This window comes from Roseateles sp. P5_B10 (genome assembly GCF_056400485.1).
Window position 1 is genome coordinate 1 of record NZ_JBFULE010001287.1, and the last position, 996, is coordinate 996.

The window sequence follows — 996 nt, forward strand, 5'->3', positions numbered from 1 at the left end:
TGGCGGCGCTGCTGGCCGTTGGCCTCGTCGTCGTGGCGCTGGCGGGCTCAAGGGCCCGGCGCCGGGCAGTTGTCCAGCAGGGCTGACATCGCCTCCAGAAACACCCGGGTGCGCAACGGCATCAGCCGGCGCTCCGGGAACACCGCCCAGCAGCTCGAGCCCGGCAGGTGCCAGTCCGGCAGCAGGCGCTGCAGCCGGCCCAGCGCCAGCGCATCCCTGACGATGAGGCGGTCAATGCCGGCGATGCCAACGCCGCTTTGCGCCAGCTGAGCCAGCAGGCTGGGCGCATTGGCCAACGTGCGCTGCGCCGGCCGGGCGAGGTGGGGCTCGGCCCCCTCGCGCTGCAGCCGCCAGGGCACGGGCTCGCCGTGGCGGGTCAGCAGCATCAGCCCGTGCATGGTGTCCAAGGCCTGCGGCAACAACGGCTCGCCAACCCGCTCCAGATAGCCCGGTGACGCGTACAGGCCCCAATGCGTCGTCGCCAGCTTGCGCGCGGCGAGCTGGCTGTCCTCGTCCATCGATCCCATGCGGATGGCAAGGTCGAAGCCCTCGCCGATCAGGTCCACGCGCCGCGGCGTCAGGTCCAGCTCCAGCTGCACCTCCGGGTAGGCCAGCGCGAATTCGGCCAGCATGCCGGCCGCCACCTCCTGGGCGAAGTCCGCCGGCATGCTCACGCGCAACCGGCCGCTGGGTTTTTGCTGGCGGTGCAGCGCCAGCGCCAGCGCGCCATCCACCTCTGAAGCGACTGCTCGCGCGTGCTCCAGCACTCCGGCGCCGAAGTCAGTCAGTGTCAACTTGCGCGTCGTGCGCTGCAGCAGCTTCTCGCCCAGCCGGGTCTCCAGCGCGCCGATGCGCCGCGACACCGTGCTCTTGGGCCAGTGCACCCGCTCGGCGGCGCGGCTGAAGCTGCCAGCCTCCATGACGCGGGCAAACAGCAGCAGGTCGTCGGCGTCTGATTCCATCATTGGCCCCATTGATCCATTGGCGGAACAATCA

Annotated in this window: 1 protein-coding gene; it reads right to left on the minus strand. The window is 70.7% G+C overall.

Annotation, left to right across the window (positions count from 1 at the left end):
* Window positions 1-47: 47 nt before the first annotated feature.
* A partial coding sequence (locus tag AC1DU6_RS32780; RefSeq protein WP_477862453.1) for a LysR family transcriptional regulator occupies window positions 48-996 on the minus strand: 949 nt, incomplete at its 5' end.